At 66.1% G+C, this 15,111-nt stretch carries 14 protein-coding genes and 1 riboswitch; of the genes, 7 read left to right on the forward strand and 7 right to left on the reverse strand.

Annotated elements, in window-relative coordinates; translation table 11 throughout:
• The first annotated feature begins 209 nt into the window (after positions 1-209).
• On the forward strand, positions 210-1,934 hold the full coding sequence (gene ilvD / locus RPC_RS12475; protein WP_011472942.1) for a dihydroxy-acid dehydratase: 1,725 nt from the start codon (positions 210-212) through the stop codon (positions 1,932-1,934).
• Positions 1,921-2,730 carry a tetratricopeptide repeat protein gene (locus RPC_RS12480; RefSeq protein ID WP_041801760.1) on the forward strand — a complete coding sequence of 270 codons (810 nt, stop codon included), beginning with the start codon at positions 1,921-1,923 and terminating at the stop codon, positions 2,728-2,730. The genes ilvD and RPC_RS12480 overlap by 14 nt, the downstream gene beginning before the upstream one ends.
• A 394-nt stretch (positions 2,731-3,124) precedes the next feature.
• On the opposite strand, the gene xth is transcribed toward RPC_RS12480, so the two are convergent.
• Positions 3,125-3,916: an exodeoxyribonuclease III gene (xth, locus tag RPC_RS12485; RefSeq protein ID WP_041802778.1), complete on the reverse strand. Its 792-nt coding sequence runs from the start codon at positions 3,914-3,916 to the stop codon at positions 3,125-3,127.
• Positions 3,917-4,071: 155 nt separating this feature from the next.
• On the opposite strand from xth, the gene RPC_RS12490 reads away from it, so the two are divergent.
• The 3 genes from RPC_RS12490 to RPC_RS12500 are packed head-to-tail and all read left to right on the forward strand — an operon-like array spanning position 4,072 to position 8,577.
• Positions 4,072-5,202 carry an efflux RND transporter periplasmic adaptor subunit gene (locus tag RPC_RS12490; protein ID WP_011472945.1) on the forward strand — a complete coding sequence of 377 codons (1,131 nt, stop codon included), beginning with the start codon at positions 4,072-4,074 and terminating at the stop codon, positions 5,200-5,202.
• Positions 5,203-5,205: 3 nt separating this feature from the next.
• Positions 5,206-8,331 carry an efflux RND transporter permease subunit gene (locus RPC_RS12495; protein ID WP_011472946.1) on the forward strand — a complete coding sequence of 1,042 codons (3,126 nt, stop codon included), beginning with the start codon at positions 5,206-5,208 and terminating at the stop codon, positions 8,329-8,331.
• A gap of 15 nt (positions 8,332-8,346) precedes the next feature.
• Positions 8,347-8,577 (forward strand): DUF433 domain-containing protein, encoded by a 231-nt coding sequence (locus RPC_RS12500; RefSeq protein ID WP_011472947.1) that lies wholly within the window; start codon positions 8,347-8,349, stop codon positions 8,575-8,577.
• Positions 8,578-8,695: 118 nt separating this feature from the next.
• On the opposite strand, the gene RPC_RS12505 is transcribed toward RPC_RS12500, so the two are convergent.
• The 5 genes from RPC_RS12505 to RPC_RS12525 form a co-directional block, all read right to left on the reverse strand.
• The gene (locus tag RPC_RS12505; RefSeq protein WP_011472948.1) at positions 8,696-9,766 is read right to left on the reverse strand and encodes a hypothetical protein; all 1,071 of its coding nucleotides are present in this window, start codon (positions 9,764-9,766) and stop codon (positions 8,696-8,698) included.
• Positions 9,763-10,791, reverse strand: a complete 1,029-nt coding sequence (locus tag RPC_RS12510; protein ID WP_011472949.1) for a cache domain-containing protein — start codon at positions 10,789-10,791, stop codon at positions 9,763-9,765. The genes RPC_RS12505 and RPC_RS12510 overlap by 4 nt, the downstream gene beginning before the upstream one ends.
• Before the next feature lie 177 nt (positions 10,792-10,968).
• Positions 10,969-11,583: a hypothetical protein gene (locus tag RPC_RS12515; RefSeq protein WP_041802779.1), complete on the reverse strand. Its 615-nt coding sequence runs from the start codon at positions 11,581-11,583 to the stop codon at positions 10,969-10,971.
• 65 nt (positions 11,584-11,648) lie between these two features.
• Positions 11,649-12,365, reverse strand: coding sequence for a CbtA family protein (locus tag RPC_RS12520; protein ID WP_011472951.1), 717 nt, complete (start codon positions 12,363-12,365; stop codon positions 11,649-11,651).
• Between the two features lie 18 nt (positions 12,366-12,383).
• Entirely contained in the window at positions 12,384-12,602 is a 219-nt protein-coding gene (locus RPC_RS12525) for a CbtB domain-containing protein (protein ID WP_011472952.1), read from the reverse strand.
• A gap of 33 nt (positions 12,603-12,635) precedes the next feature.
• Positions 12,636-12,780: riboswitch (cobalamin riboswitch) on the reverse strand.
• Between the two features lie 70 nt (positions 12,781-12,850).
• Here RPC_RS12525 and RPC_RS12530 point away from each other — a divergent pair.
• The gene (locus RPC_RS12530; RefSeq protein ID WP_011472953.1) at positions 12,851-13,426 is read left to right on the forward strand and encodes a histidine phosphatase family protein; all 576 of its coding nucleotides are present in this window, start codon (positions 12,851-12,853) and stop codon (positions 13,424-13,426) included.
• A gap of 24 nt (positions 13,427-13,450) precedes the next feature.
• On the opposite strand, the gene erpA is transcribed toward RPC_RS12530, so the two are convergent.
• Positions 13,451-13,780 carry an iron-sulfur cluster insertion protein ErpA gene (gene erpA, locus RPC_RS12535; protein WP_011472954.1) on the reverse strand — a complete coding sequence of 110 codons (330 nt, stop codon included), beginning with the start codon at positions 13,778-13,780 and terminating at the stop codon, positions 13,451-13,453.
• Between the two features lie 107 nt (positions 13,781-13,887).
• Between erpA and RPC_RS12540 the strand changes: the two genes are divergently transcribed.
• Entirely contained in the window at positions 13,888-15,102 is a 1,215-nt protein-coding gene (locus RPC_RS12540) for a deoxyguanosinetriphosphate triphosphohydrolase (RefSeq protein WP_011472955.1), read from the forward strand.
• Positions 15,103-15,111: the final 9 nt, after the last annotated feature.

A 15,111-nucleotide genomic window follows, 5' to 3' on the forward strand; every position in this document is an offset into this window, starting at 1 on the left:
GCCGGCGAGCAACGAATGTTGCTTCGCCGCCACAGTTCCTTAAGATTTAACCCTGACCGCAGGTGCTCCTTGCCTGCGCCGCTATTTAGCCACACCCCTCCACGAAATCATTTCCGGTAGAGCAAATTGGCCGCTCGTGTTGCGAAGGCGATGGAAAACCTCTCGGGTTTTCCGGGCTGACAACAACAAATGGCCGAGGAAACAGATTCGTGGACGCCAACTCCAACATCAAGGCGAGGTTGCCCAGCCGTCACGTGACGGAAGGCCCGGAGCGTGCGCCGCACCGCTCCTACCTCTATGCGATGGGGTTGACCACGCAGCAGATCCACCAGCCGTTCGTCGGCGTGGCATCGTGCTGGAATGAAGCCGCGCCCTGCAACATCTCGCTGATGCGCCAGGCCCAGGCGGTGAAGAAGGGCGTCGCCGCCGCGGGTGGTACGCCACGCGAATTCTGCACCATCACCGTCACCGACGGCATCGCCATGGGCCATGACGGCATGCGCTCGTCGCTGCCGTCGCGCGAATGCATCGCCGACTCGGTCGAGCTGACCATCCGCGGCCACTCCTACGACGCGCTGGTCGGGCTTGCCGGCTGCGACAAGTCGCTGCCCGGAATGATGATGGCGATGGTCCGGCTCAACGTGCCGTCGATCTTCATCTATGGCGGCTCGATCCTGCCCGGCACCTTCCGCGGCCAGCAGGTCACCGTGCAGGACATGTTCGAGGCGGTCGGCAAGCATTCGGTCGGCGCGATGTCGGACGCCGACCTCGACGAAATCGAACGGGTGGCGTGCCCCTCGGCCGGCGCCTGCGGCGCCCAGTTCACCGCCAACACCATGGCGACGGTGTCGGAGGCGATCGGCCTGGCGCTGCCTTATTCGGCCGGAGCACCTGCGCCCTATGAGATCCGCGACGCCTTCTGCATGACCGCCGGCGAGCAGATCATGACGCTGATCGCCAAGAATATCCGGCCGCGCGACATCGTCACCTTGAAGGCGCTGCAGAACGCCGCGGCGGTGGTGGCGGCCTCCGGCGGCTCGACCAATGCGGCGCTGCACCTGCCGGCGATCGCGCATGAATGCGGCATCAAATTCGACCTGTTCGACGTCGCCGAAATCTTCAAAAAGACACCCTATGTCGCGGATTTGAAACCCGGCGGCCGTTATGTCGCCAAAGACATGTACGAAGTTGGTGGCATACCGCTTCTGATGAAAACATTGCTCGATCATGGCTACCTGCACGGCGACTGCCTGACGGTCACCGGCCGGACGATTGCGGAAAATTTGGCAACCGTGAAATGGAATCCCGACCAGGACGTGGTGCGCGCAGCGGATAACCCGATCACCGTGACCGGTGGGGTGGTCGGGCTGCAAGGCAACCTCGCCCCCGAGGGGGCGATCGTGAAGGTCGCCGGGATGTCCAACTTGAAATTCTCCGGCCCGGCGCGCTGCTTCGATCGCGAAGAGGACGCCTTCGAGGCGGTGCAGCACAAGACCTATCGCGAAGGCGAAGTGATCGTGATCCGCTACGAAGGGCCGCGCGGCGGCCCCGGCATGCGCGAGATGCTGTCGACCACCGCGGCGCTGACCGGGCAGGGCATGGGCGGCAAGATCGCGCTGATCACCGACGGCCGGTTCTCCGGCGCCACCCGCGGCTTCTGCATCGGCCATGTCGGACCGGAAGCCGCGCTCGGCGGCCCGATCGCGCTGTTGCAGGACGGCGACATCATCGAGATCGACGCGGTGGCCGGCACGCTTAACGTAAAATTGACCGAAGCCGAACTCTCCGCGCGCAAGACCAATTGGCAGCCGCGTGAGACCAACCATTCGTCAGGCGCGTTGTGGAAGTATGCCCAACAGGTCGGCCCCGCGCTCGGTGGCGCGGTGACCCATCCGGGTGGTTCGCACGAGAAACAGTGTTATGCGGATGTTTAAGCGTAGCTTTTCAGTGGTGATGGTGCTCGGCGCTCTGGCGGCGGCACCGGCGTTGGCCTTCGAGGGCACGCCGGTCGCTGGCGACGAAACCGCCATTCCGGTGGCGGCGGCGCAGCCCGGCACGGTGGCGACGATCAAGAAGGCTGCGCCGCCGATCACCTCGCTGACCGCGCTGCAATATGCCGCCGAGGGTGGTCACCCGGTGGCGCAATGGAAACTCGGCCGGATGTACGCGATCGGCGACGGCGTTGCCCAGGACGACGTGGTGGCGTTCGAGTACTTCAGCCGAATCGCCAACGCCCATGCCGAGGACAGCCCGTCGGCGCCGCAGGCGGCGATCGTCGCCAACGCCTTCGTGGCGCTCGGGCGTTACTATCTCGGCGGCATCCCGAACTCCAAGATCAAGGCCGACGCCGAGCGGGCGCGGGAAATGTTCTCCTACGCGGCGTCGTATTTCGGCAATGCCGACGCGCAATATGACCTGGCCCGGCTGTATCTCAACGGCGTCGGCACGCCGCGCGATTCGCGCTACGGCGCGCGCTGGCTCGGCCTCGCCGCGCAGAAGGGCCAGCACCAGGCCCAGGCGCTGCTCGGCCAGATGCTGTTCAACGGCGAGCAATTGCCGAAGCAGGCGGCGCGCGGCCTGATGTGGCTGACGCTGGCCCGCGACGCGGCGGCGCCCGACGAAACCTGGATCAAGGACAGCTACAACAAGGCGATCACCAAGGCCTCCGAAGACGACCGCGCCATGGCGCTGCAGATGCTCGAGCACTGGGTCCAAGGCCGCAAGGACTGAGCTGCTTTTCGACGCGCACGCGCGGCATCTCTTGTACTGAACTTATCGACGCTTTTGCTTGACCTAATTGTGACGTGTCCCGGGCGAGATGCGGCACGCAGTGCCGCTTCGCAGAACCGGGACCGTTCGATCGGGATTCTCTCAACCGCCTCGTTCCGTAACGGCCCCGGCTCACATCCCAGCGCGCGGCGCGCTGCGCTGTGTCCGGGGCACGCAGAACGAGGCCGCCGCGAAGCCGTCACCCTGAGGCGGCGAGCGCAGCGAGCCCTCGAAGGGCGACGGCGGTCAGTTGTGCTCGCGGCCCATCCTTCGAGGCCCTCGCGTTGCTCGGGCACCTCAGGATGACGTCGTGCTTGGGGCGTTAGGCGGTTGGGTCGTCAGGTCGCTTGCGGCCTCACGCCGCCGCAAGATCGAGGTCAATCCACACCGGCACGTGATCGGAGGGTTTTTCCCAACTGCGGACGTGCTTATCGATACCGACGCCGGTGAGCCGATCGGCGGCCTGCGGCGACAGCAGCAGGTGGTCGATGCGGATGCCCCAGTTCTTCTGCCAGGCGCCGGCCTGATAGTCCCAGAACGTGTATTGCGAGGGGGCGTCGGTGACGGCGCGCAGCGCGTCGCTGAGGCCGAGCCCGAGCAGCGCCTGGAAACTCTCGCGGGTCTGCGGCTTGAACAGCGCGTCGCCCACCCAGGCGGCCGGATTGTAGACGTCGCCGGGCGCCGGGATGACGTTGAAATCGCCCGCCAGAATCAGCGGCTCCTCGGTCTTCAGCCGCTCCTTCGCGTAGTCAAGAAGCCGCGACATCCATTTGAGCTTGTAGGCGTATTTCTCGGTCTCCGGCGGGTTGCCGTTGGGCAGATAGAGGCAGGCGACGCGCACCACGCCGCTCTTCAGCGACACCACGCCTTCGATGAAGCGGGCGTGCAGGTCGTCGTCGTCGCCGGCCAGCCGCGGGGTGGCTTCTTCCAGCGGATATTTCGACAACAGCGCCACGCCGTTGAAGGTCTTCTGGCCGTGCGTCACCACGTTGTAGCCCAGCGCTTCGATGGCTTCGCGCGGGAACGCCTCGTCGACGCATTTGATCTCCTGCAGGCAGACGATGTCGGGCGCGCAGTCCTTCAGCCAGACCAGCAGATGGTCGAGCCGTTGCCGCACAGAATTCACGTTCCAAGTTGCGATGCGCATCGGGACTTTCATTACCGCAAATTTAGCCGCAGTGGCATACCATGGGCCGGTGCCCTGTGATAAGTCATTGTTTCAAGCGCAAAAGTCGCTTGGCGCGGCGAGGCCAAGGGAATCAGAGGTCGCGGTCCAAGGTGGACCGGACCACGCAGGATGTCATGAACAAGCGTAATCGGATCGTCGTCGCAGCTCTGCTCGGCATCGTCGTGGTCGGCTCCTATCTGACGCGGTCGTCCTGGCTGGCGGCCAGCGTCAATGCCCAGGCGCCGCAACGCGCCCGGGTGGTGGCGGTCGAACTCGCCCGCGCCGAACGTCGACAAGTGCCGATCGACGTCGACGCCATCGGCATGGTGACGCCGATTTCCAGCGTGGCGCTGAAATCGCGGTTAGAGACCACCATCGTGGCGGTGCATTTCCAGGACGGCGCCAGGGTCGAAGAGGGCCAGCTGCTGTTCACGTTGGATTCACGGCAGCTCGACGCCCAGATCGAGCAGGCCGAAGGCAATCTGGCGCGCGACCGCGCGCAGCTCGCCGGCGCCGACCGCGACCTCAAGCGCTATGGCGAGCTGATCGGCAAGGGCGCCACCACCCAGGTCAACCTCGATAACGCCAAGACCCAGTCCGACATCCTCAAAGGCACCATCCAGGCCGACCAGTCGGCGCTGGACAATCTGCAGGTCCAAAAAAGCTTCACCACGATCCGCGCGCCGTTCGCCGGCCGCATCAGCGCCGCCAACGTCAAGATCGGCAATTTCGTCCGGCCGGCCGACACCGTGCCGCTCGCCACCATCAACCAGATGGCGCCGGTCTACGTCTCGTTCGCGGTTCCGCAGCGGGTGCTGGCCGATCTGCGCGACGCCATCGCCGCCGACACCACCAAGCTCATCGCGACCATTCCGGGCAGCGGGCGCTCCGAGACCGGCAAGGTGGCGATGGTGGAGAATGCGGTGGATTCCACCACCGGCATGGTCACGGTCCGCGGCATCATGGACAACGGCAACGAGACGCTGTGGCCGGGCACGCTGGTCACCACCAAGCTGATCGTGCGCAGCGAGACCGCGGTGGTGGTGCCGACCGTGGCGGTGCAGCGCAGCCAGACCGGCAATTTCGTGTTCGTGGTCAAGGACGGCACCGCGCATGTGCAGCCGGTCAAGGTCGATCGCACCTCACAAGGGCTGTCGGTGATCGCCGAGGGGCTCCGCGGCGGCGAAGAGGTGGTGACTGACGGTCAATTGCTGCTGTCGGACGGCACCAAGGTCGAGGCGCGCGCCCGCAAAGCCGGGGCCTGAGCCATGACGCTCTCCGAAGTCTGCATCCGCCGCCCGGTGATGACGACGCTGATCACCGCGTCGATCATCGCCTTCGGCATTTTCGGCTTCCGGCTGCTGCCGGTCTCGGCGCTGCCCAAGGTCGACTTCCCCACCATCGCAGTGACCGCGACGCTGCCCGGCGCCAGCGCCGACACCATGGCGGCGTCGGTCGCCGGCGTGATCGAGCGGCAGCTCTCGACCATCGCCGGGATCTCGTCGATGTCGTCGAGTTCGTCGCAGGGCACCAGCGCGATCACCATCCAGTTCGACCTCAACCGCAACATCGACGCCGCGGCGCTCGACGTGCAGACCGCGCTGACCATCGCGCAGCGCCGGCTGCCGATCGAGATGACGACGCCGCCGAGCTTCCGCAAGGTGAACCCGGCCGACTTTCCGGTGCTGTTCGTGTCGCTGAGTTCGGCGACGCTGCCGCTGTCCGCGGTCAACGAATATGGCGACATCACCATCGGCCAGGCATTGTCGCAGGTGCCCGGCGTGGCGCAGGTGATGATCTTCGGCGCGCAGAAATTCGCCATCCGCGTGCAAGCCGATCCGGAAGCCGCGGCGGCTCGGGGGCTGTCGCTGGAAGACATCCGCACCGCGGTGGCGCGGGCCAATTCCTCGACCCCGGTCGGCACCCTGAACGGGCCGAAGCAGGACATCTCGCTGCAGGCCTCCGGCCAGATGGACAAGGCGGTCGACTATCGCCACATCGTGGTGGCGTGGCGCAACGGCTCGCCGGTCAAGCTCGACGAGGTGGCGCGGATCTACGACAGCGTCGAGAACGACAAGATCGCCACCTGGCTGAACGACACCCGCGCCATTGTGCTGGCGATCCAGAAACAGCCCGACGCCAATACGGTGGCGGTGGTCGACGGCGTCCGCGCCAAGCTGCCGGGGCTGCGCGCGCAGATCCCGCCCTCGATCAACGTCAGCGTGATGATGGACCGTTCGGTATCGGTGCGCCAGGCGGTCGCCGACGTCGAGGAGACGCTGCTGATCGCCGTGGTGCTGGTGATCCTGGTGATCTTTTTGTTCCTGCGCTCGGCCTGGGCGACCTTCATCCCCGCGCTGGCGGTGCCGATCTCGCTGCTCGGCACCTGCGCGGTGATGTACATGCTGGACTTCTCCATCAACAACATGACGCTGCTGGCGCTGACGCTGTCGGTCGGCTTCGTGGTCGACGACGCCATCGTGATGCTGGAGAACATCGTCCGCCACATCGAACACGGCATGCGGCCGTTCGAGGCGGCGCTGAAGGGCGCCCGCGAGATCGGCTTCACCATCATTTCGATCACCTTCTCGCTGATCGCGGTGTTCATCCCGGTGCTGCTGATGGGCGGCATCGTCGGCCGCGTGTTCCGCGAATTCGCCGTGACCATCGCCGCCGCGATCGTGGTGTCTGGCTTCGTGTCGCTGACGCTGACGCCGATGCTGTGCGCGCGGGTCTTGAAGGCGCACGATCCCGCCAAGAAGGAGAACGTCGTCCTGCGGGTGTTCGAGGCGATGTTCGCCGCCTGGCTGCGCGGCTACGAATGGGCGCTCGACCACGTCTTGAAGCGCAAGGCGCTGATGCTGCTGGCAACGCTGGCGACGCTCGGCGGCACCGTCTATCTCTACATGATCGTGCCGAAGGGCTTCTTTCCGCAGGAGGACACCGGCTTTCTGACCGGCGTCACCGAGGCCGCCACCGACACCTCGTTCGAGGCGATGGCGGTGCGGCAGCAGGCGCTGGTCAAGATCCTGAAATCCGATCCGGCGGTCGACTACATCAACTCAACGGTCGGCTCCGGCGGCCCCAATCCGACCGGCAATTACGGCAGGCTGTTCATCGCGCTGAAGCCGCAGGGCGAGCGCGAGAGCGCGCCGGTGGTGATGGCGCGGCTGCGCGAGACCGCGATGCAGGTCCCTGGATTGCAGGCGTTCTTCCAGAGCATCCAGAATCTGAACATCGGCGGTCGGCCGTCGAAGAGTCAGTATCAATACGTCTTGCAGAGCGGCGATACCGAGGCGCTGTATCGGCTGGCGCCGGAGATGCGCGACAAGATCGCCAAGGTGCCGGGGCTCTTGGATGTCACCACCGACCTCTACATCAAGAATCCGCAGATGACGGTGGAGATCGACCGCGAGAAGGCCGCGGTCTACGGCATCACCGTCGATCAGGTGCGCAACCAGCTCTACAACGCCTACGGCTCGCGCCAGGTCGGCACCATCTACATGCCGTCGAACGACTACCAGATCATCCTGGAAGCGCAGCCGCAGTTCCGGGTCGATCCGTCCGATCTGTCGAAGCTCTACATGAAGACGGCGAACAACCAGACCATTCCGATGGACGTGGTGGCGAAGCTGGTGCCGACGGTCGGGCCGCTGCAGATCAACCACCAGGGCCAGCAGCCGGCGGTGACGATCTCGTTCAACCTCGCGCCCGGCCATTCGCTGGGCTACGCGGTCGATGAAATCACCAAGATCGAGGCGCAGTCCAATCTGCCGGTGACCATCGCCACCGGCTTCTCCGGCACCGCGCAGGTGTTTCAGGATAGCTTGCGCGGGCAGGGCGTGCTGATCCTGGCCGCGGTGTTCGCCGCCTTCGTGATCCTCGGGATTCTCTATGAGAGCTTCATCCACCCGATCACCATCATCTCCGGCCTGCCGTCGGCCGGCATCGGGGCGATCCTGACGCTGATGTTGTTCAACATGGAGTTGTCGGTGATCGCGATGATCGGCATCGTCATGCTGGTCGGCATCGTCAAGAAGAACGCCATCATGATGGTCGACTTCGCGCTGGAGCGGCGGCGGTTCGGGTTGTCCGCCGAACAGGCGATCCGCGAGGCGGCGCTGCTGCGGTTTCGCCCGATCATGATGACCACCTTCGCGGCGATCTTCGGCACGCTGCCGATCGCGCTGGGCGCCGGCGCCGGCGCCGAACTGCGCCAGCCGCTCGGCGTCGCGGTGGTCGGCGGGCTGTGCGTCTCGCAGCTGTTGACGCTGTTCATCACGCCGGTGATCTACATCTATCTCGACAAGTTCGACAGGAGGCTGAAGCGCAAGCTGGAGCCGCAGCTCGATGCGCTGAACGAGGACCGCCCGCGGATCGCGGCGGCGGAATAGGGGAGGCGCTCAGCGATGACACTGGCGCAAGATCGCATCGTGATCGATCCGGCCGTGCTGGGCGGCCAGCCGGTCATTCGCGGGACCACGATCACCGTGGAGTCCGTCATCGGTCTGATGGCGGATGGCTGGAAGGAGCCTGATATTCTGGCCAAGCATCCGGCGCTCGCGCCAGCCGACATCGCGGCGTGCCTGAGCTACGCCCGCGATCTGGTTCATGCCAAGAAAGTATTTCCGGAGGCGTGACCGCCTCGCAATCCAGGGCCACGCATGAGGCCCCGGGGTTGCTTCGCTCGTCGACGGTCGCTGCGCGCCGGCCTCGGCTCGCAATGGCGATGTTTCTCTGAGGCGTCTCGACGCCGTTTCAAACCGGCATGGCGCGGATCACCGCGGCGGCGCAGACGATGGTCATGATCGCCGGCAGCGCCCATTTGGTGTGGCCGCGGACTTCGCAGGCCAGCACGTGGAAGCGCGAGGCCGGATCCTTGCACGAGCCCGCCACCACGCCGTCGATCAGCACCACCAGCACCAGATAGAGGTAGCCGAGCGAGATGATTTTGGCGATCGGCGTGTTCAGCGAGATCGAGCCGGGAAAGCTCGCCTCGAAGGTGAAACTGATCGCAGCCAGCGCCAACAGCGCCGAGAACACCAGGCCGCCGCTGTCCTTGGGCGAGGCGCCGGGCAGCCACAGCACGAAGATCGAAACCGCCAGCGTCGAGATGATCGGAATGAACAGCCGCAGCAGATAGCGCTCGGACATCCGTTCGAGTCCGACCGTGGCATTGAGCTGCGAATAGCTGCGCGCGTTCCAGCCGGTGGATTCGTCATAGGCAAAGCTGAGTGCCAGCGGCCGCCAGTCGATCACGGTGAGCCGGTTTTCCACGCGCGAGAACAGCCGGTCGGTCTCGGTGGTCACCAGCACGGCGTCCTGCTTGGGGTAACGCGGCAGCGAGAACGATAGCGCGATCTGCTGGCGGTCGAACGGAAACGCCTGCATGTCCATCGCGACGCGGAAATCGGCCTCGTAACGATCCACCAGCACGACGTCGCCGTCCGCATAGGCGGAGACCGCCTGGCTGCGCGATTGCGGCTCGCTCAGCTGATTGCTGATCACCAGCCCCGGGGTCCAGATCGAACCGACGAACTGCTGCGCCTCGTCGCCGACCCGATCGATCCGCGGCGCGCCGGTTTCCAGCGGATCGAACCGGCGGCGCGGGTCGTTCCAGCGCTGCGTGACTTCGACGAACAACCGGGCGCGGCCGCCGACTTCCTTGATCTCGGTGATGTCGATGACGCGCAGCCCGACGCGGACCCGCACCGGCAATTCGACGCCGCTCGGCAGTTCGTCCTTCTCGGCGGCGAAGCCGGGGCCGGCGATGCCGGCGAGAATGCAGGCGAAGCACAGCGTCAAGAGCGCTCTGATCATCGCTCTCATGGGCGCCAACCGGCGCGGATCGCGATCATCCGCGCGAGGATGGAAAACACCACGAAGGCCAAGATGGCGCCGATCAAGGCGGCCGCGATTAGTTCGGTTTGGGTCCGGCGCAGCTCGGCGCCGTGATAGGCGAAGCTTTTCGCCGCGACGACGTTGCCGATCATCCGGCCGCTGAAGTCGATCAAGGGTTGCACCAGCACCGCGCCGCTCTGGCCTTGAATCTGTCGCTCGGCGACTTCGCGGCTGCGCACCAGCCGGATCGCGCCGTCGCGCAACAACGCGGCGAACAGCGGCGAATCGGTCGACGCGAACAGGTTCAGATCGCCGAAGACTTCGCCGACGCCCTTGTCGTTGGGGCCGCGCGCCGGCAGCCCGGCGAAAGATTGGCTGAGCACGATGGCGATGTCGGCGTTGCTGATCGATTTGACCTGTTCGAGGATCGGCTGGAGATTGAGGCCGGCCTCGACGGTGCCGACGAAGTCGGCGCCGTTCTCGACGATCGCGATGCCGCGCACGAAAGTGCCGGCGATGCCGATCTCCAGCCCGACCTGGGAGCGGCGGCTCTTGTTCGCGGCCAGCACCATCGGCCGGATCCGCGTCAGGTCGTCGCCGAAATTCTCCGGCAGATGCAGCCGCAGCAGATACTTCATGTCGGCGCTGTGGAAGCCGAACACCGGCACGCTTTGGGTCTTGAGATAGCCGTAGGTGCCGGCGGTCAATGCCAGCAATTCGGCGCGGTTGCCGGCCGCCAGCGCGCGCCCGACCGAGGCCCGCCGGGCCGTGGTCTCGGCCTGGGTCAGAGCGAACTTGCCGGCCTGGTCGAGTGCTGCGGTGATCGCCTCGCTGACCGCGGCCATCTGGTTGTCGCGATCGCGCGCGATCATTTCGGTCTGCATCGAAAAGGTGATGGCGATCATGGCGCCGAATCCGATCGCCAGCACCAGCGCGGTAGCAATTCCAACCCAGAGCCAGGGCAGCGTTGGCGCTTTGCTCGGCCGCAGCGTCCCGTCAGTGACAAAGTCCATTGCATCTCCTGCGCGCAGAGTCCCGCCTCGGGCGTGGTTCGCGAGTCAGGCAATCCGGATGACGTCGTGAGGGGACGTTGGTGAGGCGGGGTCGATGACTTGCGATTAGTGGAAACGCGAAGCGTTTTCAAGCGCAATGGAACCCGCCGAGTTGGCCTGGCGGGCGCCAGCAAAATGTTACCGCCGCCGGCGTCCCGCGCGGAGCGCCAGCGCGATGCCGCCGAACGCGGCCAGCGCCAGACTACCTAACGCCGCAAGGCTCGGCAGATGGCCGGGCATCTCGGACCAGTGCGGCAGCACGACGTCGGCGGTGTCGAAGGTCTCGGCGCTGAAGCTGCACAGCACCAGCGTGCCGTTCAGCAGCAATTCGCGGTCGACCTTGGCGGCGAGTGCTTGCGCTTCGCGTGACGGCGCCGCCGTCTCGTTGATCGCGGTCAGCAACGCCCTCGTCGCTGCGAGGTAAGCGTGGGCGCATTCGTTGAACGGGCTGTCGTCATTGTCGATCGCCCCCGGCATCAGTCCCCACAGGCAGATCGTATATTGGATCCGAGCGTAGTTCAGGATCCGCGAAAAGCGCTGCTGGGGAACAGGCTGGCGCTCGGCCAGTGCCAGGATCGCGGCGCGGTTGGCGTCATAGACGGCCATCTGGCCATGCGATAGGCTGGGAATCGCGATGCCGCTGGTCGGGCCGGGGCTGCGGTGATGCGCCTTGGCCGGCGCCAGCACCGTCGCGACGACGAGCAGCATCGCGGCGGCACGTAGGAGGCTTGCGGTCAGGCCGGGGCGCTTCATCATGGAGTCCCGGGGGCGAAGGTGCGCTCCCGGAGGAGCGCACCGGTTTACGGGTCGCGAAGGCGCTAACGGATGCGGCCGGCGGCGAACTGCCGCTCGGTCAGCAGACCGAAGGCCACCCCGAGCGTCGCCCACAGCACCGCGCCGATTCCGAACGAGGCGGCGCGGAATTTCCACAACAGCTCGGTGGAAAAATCCGCCGGCACCTCGTTGATCGACGGCAGCGCCAGCATCACGCAAGCCATCGCGATCGCATAGATCGCGATTCCGGTCAGCGCGGCACCCCAGCGCCCCAGCCGCGCGACCAACTGCCGCCCGGTGCCGAGCGCTGCGATGGCGACCGCGACCGACAGGCCGAGCAGCAGGAAATAGAACCCGGTGCGGGTGGCGATGGTGTCGGCGCTGCCGACCGCGGGCGGATTGGCCGGGTACTTCAGTTGTGGCACCACCACAAGCACGACGAAGCCGGTCGCAGCGAGCAGCGCGGCGGTGACTGACGGCGACCAGCGTCCGAGCCGGCCGTGGACATAGGCGAACGCCAGCCCGAAGATGCCGCCGAGCGCGCAGCCCACCACGACGATGCCGGTGAACAGCCCGAACGTGCTCTGTACCGCGCGGCTGACCAATTCGGGTTCGGCTTCGGCGGCGGCACCGGCGGCATGTTCTTCGAAGGCGATGGCGAGATCGACCTGCGGCTCGCCGAACAGGTAAGCGAAGCCACCCGCCAGCAGTCCGGCGAGAATGCCAACCAGCATTCCCCGGATCAGGAGAGTTCTAACCATGATGTGTCGGCCTTATGCTCAGTGGCAGGGGAAGCCGAGCAGATGGCGGCCGTCATGCACGAATTCGTGGATGTACATGCCGTCGAACAGCGCGACCGCGCCCTGTTCGGCGCCGACGAAATAGATCGCGAGCAGCGCGAGAAGGCCGCCGAAGATCGCCCAGGGCAGGATCTCGCGGACCGGAATGACGGCCGGAATCGTGGGCTGAATAGCCGACGCGGATGCGACGTATGGCATGAGGACTCCTCTGGGATTGCGCGTCCCGTTCGAGATATGACTGCTTCCGAAGGGGTCTGACTTCCGATCCAAGCTTGATGCAGCAGGACTGGTTACAGTGGCGCGACCGTGCCGGGTTCTCACCGGCTTCCGATCGATAGCAGACGGCGAATGATGCCCCTTCACATGCACAGTGTCAACGTAGCCAATCGTGAGGCGACGTGTGGTAGCAGCAGCTGATCCGACGCCGCCGACCGCACGGGGCCGACATGACTCTCCATCTCACCTTACTTTGCCATCCGCCGACCGCCGCGACCCGCGCTGCGGCCTTTGCCGACGACGAGCCGCTCGACGACCAGGGCGCAACCGCAGCAGCAGCCTTGTCGGGCAAGCTGCCGCGGTTCGATCGCGTGCTGAGCAGTCCGGCGCGCGCGGCGTTGCAGACCGCAGCCGCGCTGCGCCTGGAAGCCGAAACCATCCCGCAGCTACGCGATGCCGATCACGGCCGCTGGCGCGGTCGTCCGCTCGGCGATGTCGGAGCCGCCGAGCCGGACGCGCTGGCGCTGTGGATGTCGTCACCCGAGGCGGCGCCGCATGGCGGCGAATCGATCGCGGCGCTGATCGCGCGCGTCGGATTGTGGCTCGATGAATTGCCGTTCTCGGGCAGGGTGCTGGCGGTCAGCCACGCTGCGATCCTGCGTGGCGCGGCGATCCACGTGCTGCAGGCGCCGGCGGCAAGTTTCTGGCGCGTCGATGCCGGACCGCTGTCGTCGATCGAGCTCAGCCGCAACGAGCGCCGTTGGGCGTTGCGCGCGGTCTCAGCGCGGCGCGGCCTCAGCGATTGAGAGGCCACCCGGATTGCGTGGGGGTCAGATCGAAAAGCTGGTGCCGCAGCCGCAGGACGCGGTGGCGTTGGGATTGTTGACCCGGAACGAGGCGCCGATCAGGTCGTCGACGAAATCCAGCTCCGCGCCCTCCAGGAACGGCACCGAGGCGGAGTCGACCAGCACCACGGCGCTGTCGCGCGCGATCACCGTATCGTCGTTGTTCTGGTTGCGCTCGACGTCGAATTTGTACTGAAAGCCCGAGCAGCCGCCGCCCTCGACGCTGATCCGCAGCATCGCGCCGGTCCCCTCTTTGGAGAGGATTTCGCCGATTCGGCGGGCGGCGCGTTCGCTGATGGTGACGCTGGCGGTCATGAGCTGTCTCCGAAACCGTGAACGGCGTTGCAAATCATTGGAATAAGCCGCCCGCCATAGTTAAGTGCGGCGGGTTACGGAATCAATCGCAGAAGGGACAAGGCATCGTGTCGGTCGGAATGGCAGCTCCTCGCGCGGCGTTCGCCTGCGATCCCGACGCCAGCCGCGGCCGGCTGTTCGACGAACTGCCGAGCAAGACCCGCAGTCCGTTCCGGCGCGATTGCGACCGGGTGATCCATTCCACCGGGTTTCGCCGGCTGAAGCACAAGACCCAGGTGTTCGTCTATCACGAGGGCGACCACTATCGCACCCGGCTGACGCATTCGCTGGAGGTGGCGCAGATCGCCCGCGCCATCGCCCGCCAACTCGGGCTCGACGAAGACCTTACCGAAGCGCTGGCGCTGGCGCACGACCTCGGCCATCCGCCGTTCGGCCACGCCGGCGAACGCGCGCTCGACGCCTGCCTGCAGCGCTATGGCGGCTTCGACCACAACGCCCAGAGCCTGCGCGTGGTGACGGCGCTGGAGCATCGCTATCCGGAGTTCAACGGCCTCAATCTGACTTGGGAAACGTTGGAGGGCATCGTCAAGCACAACGGCCCGCTGACCGACCGCAGCGGCGCGCCGCTCGGCCGCTATCAGGCGCATGGCGTGCCGACCGGCATCGTCGAATTCAACCGCTGTTTCGACCTGGAATTGTGGAGCCACGCCTCGCTCGAGGCGCAGGTCGCCGGCATCGCCGACGATATCGCCTATGACGCCCACGACATCGACGACGGGCTGCGCGCCGGGCTGTTCGGCGTCGACGATCTCGGCGAGATGCCGCTGACCGCGCAGATGACCGCCGCGATCGACGTCCGCTATCCCGGGCTCGACCCGGCACGGCGCGGCGCCGAACTGGTGCGCGAGCTGATTTCGTTCTTGATCGGCGCCGCGGTGGCCGAAGCCGAGCGGCGGTTGATCGCGGCGCAGCCCGCCTCGGTGCAGGCGGTGCGCGAGGCCGGCCAGGATCTGATCATGTTCGCGCCGGACGCCGCCGAAGCCGAAGCGCTGATCAAGGCGTTCCTGAAGCGCCACATGTATCGCCATCCGCGGGTGATGCGGGTGATGGACGACGCCGAGACCGTGGTGTTCGAGCTGTTCGCCCGCTACCGCGACCATCCGGCGGATCTGCCGGCGGAATGGCTGCCGGCGAACGCCGGGCAGGGCGAAACCGAGGCGGATCGGCTGCGCCGAATCTGCAATTTCATCGCCGGCATGACCGACCGCTACGCGCTGACCGAGCACCAACGGCTCTTTGACTTAACGCCGGAATTGCGTTAGGCGGCGGCG

Origin of the sequence: Rhodopseudomonas palustris BisB18 (genome assembly GCF_000013745.1) — a bacterium.
Classification (GTDB): Bacteria; Pseudomonadota; Alphaproteobacteria; order Rhizobiales; family Xanthobacteraceae; genus Rhodopseudomonas_A; species Rhodopseudomonas_A palustris_F.